7 protein-coding genes are annotated in these 7,486 nt (G+C 43.2%); 4 read left to right on the top strand and 3 right to left on the bottom strand.

Features of this window, described 5'->3' with window-relative positions; translation table 11 throughout:
- Positions 1 to 79: 79 nt before the first annotated feature.
- From NJ959_RS22900 to trpS, 3 genes are all read right to left on the bottom strand, one after another.
- Positions 80 to 538, bottom strand: a complete 459-nt coding sequence (locus NJ959_RS22900) for a ClpP family protease (RefSeq protein WP_309242695.1) — start codon at positions 536 to 538, stop codon at positions 80 to 82.
- Positions 539 to 659: 121 nt separating this feature from the next.
- Positions 660 to 1,121, bottom strand: a complete 462-nt coding sequence (locus NJ959_RS22895) for a hypothetical protein (RefSeq protein WP_254014056.1) — start codon at positions 1,119 to 1,121, stop codon at positions 660 to 662.
- A 280-nt stretch (positions 1,122 to 1,401) separates the two neighbouring features.
- Positions 1,402 to 2,412 carry a tryptophan--tRNA ligase gene (gene trpS / locus NJ959_RS22890; RefSeq protein ID WP_254014055.1) on the bottom strand — a complete coding sequence of 337 codons (1,011 nt, stop codon included), beginning with the start codon at positions 2,410 to 2,412 and terminating at the stop codon, positions 1,402 to 1,404.
- Between the two features lie 308 nt (positions 2,413 to 2,720).
- Here trpS and psb28 point away from each other — a divergent pair, with 308 nt between their 5' ends.
- From psb28 to NJ959_RS22870, 4 genes are all read left to right on the top strand, one after another.
- Positions 2,721 to 3,056: a photosystem II reaction center protein Psb28 gene (psb28, locus tag NJ959_RS22885; RefSeq protein WP_254014054.1), complete on the top strand. Its 336-nt coding sequence runs from the start codon at positions 2,721 to 2,723 to the stop codon at positions 3,054 to 3,056.
- Positions 3,057 to 3,169: 113 nt separating this feature from the next.
- Positions 3,170 to 3,673, top strand: coding sequence for a MogA/MoaB family molybdenum cofactor biosynthesis protein (locus NJ959_RS22880; RefSeq protein WP_254014053.1), 504 nt, complete (start codon positions 3,170 to 3,172; stop codon positions 3,671 to 3,673).
- A 311-nt stretch (positions 3,674 to 3,984) separates the two neighbouring features.
- On the top strand, positions 3,985 to 4,245 hold the full coding sequence (locus tag NJ959_RS22875) for a hypothetical protein (RefSeq protein ID WP_254014052.1): 261 nt from the start codon (positions 3,985 to 3,987) through the stop codon (positions 4,243 to 4,245).
- 528 nt (positions 4,246 to 4,773) lie between these two features.
- Complete coding sequence (locus tag NJ959_RS22870) at positions 4,774 to 7,437, top strand: hypothetical protein (RefSeq protein WP_254014051.1); 2,664 nt, start codon at positions 4,774 to 4,776, stop codon at positions 7,435 to 7,437.
- The last annotated feature ends 49 nt before the right edge of the window (positions 7,438 to 7,486 follow it).

The raw sequence follows: 7,486 nt of genomic DNA, 5'->3' as shown, positions 1-7,486 counted from the left end.
AAGTATTGAGAATTAATCTTAATAAATTTAACGAAGTTAAGGCACTTTCAGCCTTCGAGCATTTGTAAAGTTATGTAAATTACTTTTCTTGGGGGAGAGGGGCTGCGGTAGAGGGTAACAATTTGTCAGGTATAGAATCAACATCATCAACTACGAAATCGACAATTCCATAATTCTTGGCTTCCTCAGCAGACATCCATAGATCAATCATTGTATCTGTCTTTATTTGCTCAACTGATTTACCAACATTTCGAGCAAAAATTTCATTAAGAGTGTCGATCAAATATTGAACCTCCTTTCTATATATCTCAATCTCAGGATTAGTCAAACCTTTAGGGGGCAATAATTCTTGCGGCTGATGGATCATTATTTGCCCATCACGTAAGGAAAAGCGTTTACCTTTTGTTCCTGCGGCAAGAAGAAATGAAGCCATAGAAGAAGCTAGACCAACATTAACTGTTACAACATTTGCCTCAATCATCTGAATCGTCTCATAAATTGCCATTCCAGCAGTTACAGAACCTCCTATGGAGTTAATATAATAGAACCAATGACAGATATAATTTTGTCATGAATAGAGTTTTTCATAATCAAACAGTTCATTATTTGAATATATTGTACTAGGAAAACGATCCCTGCGGTGGGCGAAGCCATCGCTATTAATATTTAAACTTTTTATCATCCAAAAAATCTTGATAAGCCTTATCATCCCCACCAAATGAATCAACAGAAACCCTAGCATTGTTATCGTAAATCAACTCTTTGAATTCATCCAGACTCAAAGGTTTTTTTTCGCAGTAAGCAATTACAATCTCTCGAAACCCTGGGATATCTCCTGATGGTTCATAACTTTCCACCTCGCTGACAACCCAATCGGTAGGAATTGTACGTCTAGTTTGTAGAGTTTGATCTGGAACAACCGCACTGCACATTAATCGCTCACCAACTTGAACCTGACGTTTGTGGATGGGGCGATAGTCGTATGAATCCCTCAAAATTCGACTATTACGATCTTGAGTCAAGATTCCACCAGAAAGTGTAATTCTACCTTGCCCCGATTTAGTCATATAAATGACCAAAGTTTCTTTGTCTGCCAAACGATCGTAAACTTCTAAATCCATCTTTACCTCCTAGTCTTGGTTGTCGCGCAACTAATGCTCTTAAATTTTAACTCCTAACACTGTTGGCGTAGCCTGCGCGAAGCGCATACTCCTCACACCGAACTCAGGTATGTGGTGTCGCGACCTAAGTCCTGGAGCGCATTAAATCTGTAAACTAAACAGAGAAACCCAGTTTATTGAAAAAACCGGGTTTCTCGAGTAACTTATTGACTTGAAAAATGCTCGAAACTGAACTTCAAAGCGTTTAAACTGTCCGATATTTTTAGGAGAGAAATAATGCCTATAGCGGCAGCGAATAACCGAGGGCTGCTTTAACTTTAGCTAAAATAGGGATAGCTATCGCCTCTGCCTTCTCTCTTCCTTCCCTTAATACTGATTCCAGATAACTTTTATCTGCCATCACCTCTTGATACTTATCTTGAATTGGTTTGAGTGCTGCTATTGTCGTTTCAGTTAACAACGGTTTAAATTGTCCCCAACCCATATCCTGACATTCGGCTGCTACTGCTTCCTTGGTTTTGCCAGAAAGTAACATGTACAGAGTTAGTAAGTTATTACATTCTGGACGTTCAGGATTATCGAATTCCAATCCCTTGATTGGATCTGTTTTGCAGCGTTTAATTTTCTTGGTAATCTCTTCGGGAGAATCCAGTAAATTAATTCTGCTCAATTCTGAAGGATCGGATTTAGACATTTTGCGAGTACCATCCACCAGACTCATTACCCTCGCACCTTCTTTACGAATCAGGGGTTTGGGTAATTTTAGTACCGGGTTATCTTTACTACCAAACTGATCGTTCAGGCGAATTACAAGATCGCGAGTCAATTCTATATGTTGCTTTTGATCTTCCCCTACAGGTACTAAATCCGCATCATAAAGTAGAATATCCGCAGCCATCAATACTGGATAATCCAGTAACCCTACACCCACATTTTGCCCTTGCTTCAGTGCTTTTTCCTTAAACTGGATCATCCCTTCCAGCCAATTTAGCGGTGTAATACAATTAAGTAACCAGGCAAGTTCGCTATGAGCCGATACATGAGACTGGATGAAAATAGTGGAATATTCCAGATCAATACCACAAGCTAGGTAAAGAGCCGCAATAGTATAAGTATCTTGAGCCAGAGTTTTCGGGTTGTGGGGAACAGTAATCGCATGTAAATCTACCACACAGAAGAAATTGTCGTACTGACTTTGCCCCTCCACCCAATTGCGAATCGCTCCCAGATAGTTGCCCAGGTGAAGGTTGCCAGTTGGTTGAACTCCAGAGAGAACGCGCAGTTTACTCATTGATTTCGGTTAAATCCTCGTATCAGAACGGCTGGAACATTGACAGTTGATATCAGCGATCTCAATTTTGCCATTACAGAAGCTGTTTAAGCTGTGACGTATTTAATTCGCATACCTCCACTCCCCACTCCCCACTCCCTACTCCCCATTCCCCTGCAACTTTTGAATAGAGTGTCAAATTAAGTTAAACTTAATAATACTTAACGATCCGGATCTTCCGGAACGCAATAGTCATGGCATAAACATAGCTGGAAGCAATTCCAGGATTTGGGGCACAATCGCCCTTATATGAGGAAATTGGACTGATAATGGCTCAAATTCAGTTTTTTAGAGGGATTGATGAAGAAGTTGTACCGGATGTGCGTCTAACCCGCTCTCGCAGTGGCACTAACGGTACAGCAACATTTTATTTTGACAAACCCAAGGCTATCGAACCAACAAGGACAGATGAGATTCTGGGGATGTACCTGGTTGATGAAGAAGGGGAACTCGTGACGCGAAAGGTGAACGGAAAGTTTATCAACGGTCAAGCTGTAGCATTAGAAGCTATTTTAGCAATCAAATCGACCGAGGAATGGGATCGTTTCATGCGCTTTATGGAACGCTATGCTGAATCTCATGGTTTGGGATTCACAAAAGCTTAACTTGAAATGGGGAATGGGGAGTGGGGAGCCGGAGAGAGAGTTTTGAGTTTTTAATTCTCAGTTTTGAGTTAAAATTCAAAACTCAAAACTCAAAACTTAAAACTCAAAACCCTATGAGACAACAGCCTCATCCTGACTCAACCCAAAGGACGGTAAATTGTGCCGTTATTACGATTAGCGATACACGCTCGCTCGAAACAGATCGTAGCGGTCAAATTATACAGCAATTGCTCGTTGAAGCGGGTCATTCCATCTTAGCTTACAGGATTCTCCAGGATGAACCTACCCTAATCCGCGATTATCTCCAAGAATTGGCTCAACGTGCGGATATTGAGGCGATTGTTTTTAATGGCGGTACTGGAATTGCCCCAAGAGACACTACTTATGATGCTCTAGAAGACTTGTTGGAAAAGACATTGCCGGGATTTGGGGAAATATTTCGCGCTCTGAGTTACCAAGAAATCGGCTCGCGTGCGATCGCATCACGGGCTGTAGCGGGCATCTATCAGGGAAAACTTGTCTTCTCTATTCCTGGTTCTACAGGTGCAGTTAAACTAGCTCTATCACAGATTATTATCCCCGAAATTATTCACCTAATTACTCAGTTGGGTAATTGATACTCCCCCTATTGGGGAATATTAATACTTTACAGTCTTAATATTCCGATTTTTCAGGTTCCTTTTCCTCAGCATGTTTACTTTTCTTGGACTACTTATAAGACAATAGCCTGAAAACCCCGTGACTTTAGTCCGGGAAGTGTCAACTGTAAAGATTTTTATAGAAGAAAGGAGTGCGATCGCAATTTAAGATATAAAGGGGATACACAATTACTACAGTGCTTTGCAGGTGAGTCAGGTACAGAGAAACCGGGTTTCGCCGAAGTTACCCGGTTTCTGAGGCTTCGTTCTACATTGGAGTGGAAATGGCAATGTTTGAGCATATCCGCAAACAATCCTCATCGAAATCAGATTTGACACCAACGCCAAATCAACCAATTGCTCAAGCTAAATCGGCCGCGCCACATATCCCCCATACTCAGGAGCAATTCGAGAAGGCAGCGACTTTTGGATATAACGGGGCTAAAATCCCTACCAATGAGGGGAACTTCAGTGCAACTGAGACTAATGATACTATCAGTAAGTCGCCAGAGACAGAAAATACAGAAAAAGCCGAACTTGATCTGAAGTGAGAGACAGAGATAATTCAGCCAAAAGAGTCAATATCAGACAGACAATCAGAAGGAGGACAAGCGGTAACGGAAAGTGCAGATAGTAGCGCTCTAGAAGAAGAGGCATCCTCAAAAGAAGAAAATAAAAATACAGCCAATACTTATTGGAATTTAGCTCAAATTCCAGTAAATCCACCAGCGATAGAGCCATCACCGACACCAATTCAGCGAAAATTAACTTCAACAGAGTTGGCGGATGATACTATCAGTAAGTCGCCAGAGACAGAAAATACAGAAAAAGCCGAACTTGATCTGAAGTGAGAGACAGAGATAATTCAGCCAAAAGAGTCAATATCAGACAGACAATCAGAAGGAGGACAAGCGGTAACGGAAAGTGCAGATAGTAGCGCTCTAGAAGAAGAGGCATCCTCAAAAGAAGAAAATAAAAATACAGCCAATACTTATTGGAATTTAGCTCAAATTCCAGTAAATCCACCAGCTACAGGGCAATCACCGACACCAATTCAGCGAAAATTAACTTCACCAGAGTTGGCGGATGAATCTCAACAGGGAGAAGCCTCAAGAGTCAATCCAGTATTGAATCGGTTGAATTTACTGAGGGAAGAGGGATTTGCTCAGACTTTGCAGCGTCAGGAAAGTATTCAGGAATCAGGATTACAGCAAGAAGCAGAAGCTGAAAACGATGCTATCCAAATCAAGGGGATAGAGGAGCAAACTGCTGAGGAAAATCAGGAAAACGATCATAAAATTCAACGGAAGTTAGTTTCTGGGGAATATATAGAGGAATTACAAGCTGAAGAGAATATTGAGAGGAAAAAGCTTCCCAGTGAAACTAGTGAAGATAGGCAGAATAAGGAACAGCAAACCCTATCGCAGCAAGAGGATGAAAGCAACCAAACACTCCTTAAAGCCAAGACACTACCAGAAGATACTCCTGATATAAACAAATACAAAAAACAACCTCCGGAGTCAGAGGAAAAATCAGAAACCAAGGCTATTGAGACGAAAAAGTTAGGCGAAATTCCATCTGATAGCAATAGAGATAAAGAGCAATTACAGATACCAGAAGCAACAACAGAAGCTGAATCCCTAAAAGCGAAAAAGCTAGATGACATCACGCCCGAAGTTAAATCTCGTTTAGGCGAATCGCAAACTGAAGGAAATGTCAATAATTTAACAGGTAAAACCCCAACCGCTGCACCTCAATCTCAGGCTGAAACCCAAGCAGCGTCAGGGGTTTCCCCAGTCACTGAAACCGTCGTTAGTCCCCAGTCAGCAGCACCAACCGCAGCACCCGCAGCCCCAACTACAGGAGGTGGGGAAATAGCAACATCAGCCCCAGCGATAGAGTCTGGTGGCGGTGCGGCATCTGGAGAAGTAGCAGGAGAAACAGAAGACGAGGCAGAATTAGCAGAAGTTGCGGCGGCTAATGAGAATGTGGAATTAGATTCTGGGGAAAGAGATGCGGCAATGGCATCCTTAGCAGAAGGTGGTGGTGATGGTGCAGCCCCAGGAGGAGGCGGCGGCGGCGGTGCAGCAATTGCCGATAAACCTACTCCAACTGTACCCAATGTTTCCCAATCCGATCCATCTGCGGCACTTGCAGCCGTTGCGAATCTTCCGCCCGCCCAACTTCAAGCCGCTTTGGGTGGAGTTAGTGCGGCAGTCGGTAATACAGTGGGTAAGGAAAGAGCGGAATTAGCAGCAAATCCACCTCAGATGGCATCCCCATCAACTGCTACTGTAACTAAAAATGACTCAGCGATAGATAAATCTCTTCCTGAAGGGAAGACTCCCAAAACAGTAGAAAAAGCACCAGAAGGTGAAACCAAATCAGTACCCCAACCGCCACCTTTATCACTTGCCGCCAAACCAAATATTGCCGCACTTACCACACCACAAGTTACCGGAAATGCCGAGGGTAAATTAGATTCAGGAGATGCCCAAAAATTACAGGCATCTCTGAGAAATTTACCCACACAAGATTCAGGTTTACAACAAGTAAGTCTAGTTTCCCCGCCACCTCTGGAATTAGCAGGAGATGCAGATCCCAAACAGGCACAACAACAACGAGAAAAACTAGAAAAAAGTCTTGCCCAAGCCCAGAATCAGGGGCAGGAAGATATCGCCCAACCCATGGGCGAAAACGAAATTTATCCCCAAATATCACCAGAAACTCTACGCGCTGAAGGGATAAGTGGAGGTGGTGGTAGTGAGGGAAATGTTGCTCCTGGCGTTGGTGCAGGTGTAGTCGGAGATGAGGCAGTTTCTATTATCGCCCAACAACAGAAAGGAGCAGAAATTCAAGCCGCTGTTGCCCAAGCGCAATCGCAGATAGCCACCCAGCGGCAATCCCACAGTACCCAAGTAGCAGCAGAAAAAGCGAAATCTAACCAAGAAATCGCTAACCTCCAAACCGAAAACGCCGCCCAGCAAGCTCAAGAAAAAGCCAAAGCACAGGGAGAAGTTACTAAACTTCGTGGAGATTGGCAAAAACAACAAGATGAATTAGTTACCAAATCCCGCAGCGAAGCAAATGAAGTAGTTAATAAGGGAAGCCAGGATGTAATTAAAGAACAAAATCAGGCAGAAAAACAGGCAGCCGAACATATTGAAAAAGGAGAAAAAGATGCTGATATTGCACGTAAAGAAGGAGAAGCAGCCGCAGAAAAAGAACGTCAAAAAGGCGAACAAGAATCTGGTGGAATATTAGGTTGGCTAGCCGATAAAGCTAAAGCCTTCTGTGAGGGAATTAAACAAGGAATTCAAAAAGCATTTGAAGTAGCACGGGCAGTAGTAAAAGCAGCCATTGAAGGAGCGCAAAAATTAGCAACTGCCGCGATAGAATTAGGAAGAAAAGCAATAGTCGGGATTATTAAAACAGTCGGGAATGCCCTGATTGCCATTGGGGACAAGCTTCTAGCCGCATTTCCTGGATTACGCGATCGCTTCCGCAATGCGATCAAAACCGCAGTCAAAGTAGCAGAAACAGCGGTAAATACCCTAGCCAAGACTCTGAAAAAAGGCGTACAAACAGCACTAAATCTATTAGGGAAAGGCTTAAATGCCGCACTGGGATTATTAGAAAAAGGCATGATGGCAGCAGTAGATATTGCCAACGGGGCGGTGCAAGGAGCGATTAAATTTGCTGATGCAGCGATTAAAGCCCTTGGTGCATTTGCTGTCTTATAGCAACCGCCAAGGCGGTTAGGACGCAAGGCGTAGAACATCATCGACCGCA

Origin of the sequence: Limnofasciculus baicalensis BBK-W-15 (genome assembly GCF_024178385.1) — a bacterium.
GTDB lineage: Bacteria > Cyanobacteriota > Cyanobacteriia > Cyanobacteriales > Coleofasciculaceae > Limnofasciculus > Limnofasciculus baicalensis.
This window is presented reverse-complemented; position numbering and strand designations above follow the sequence as displayed.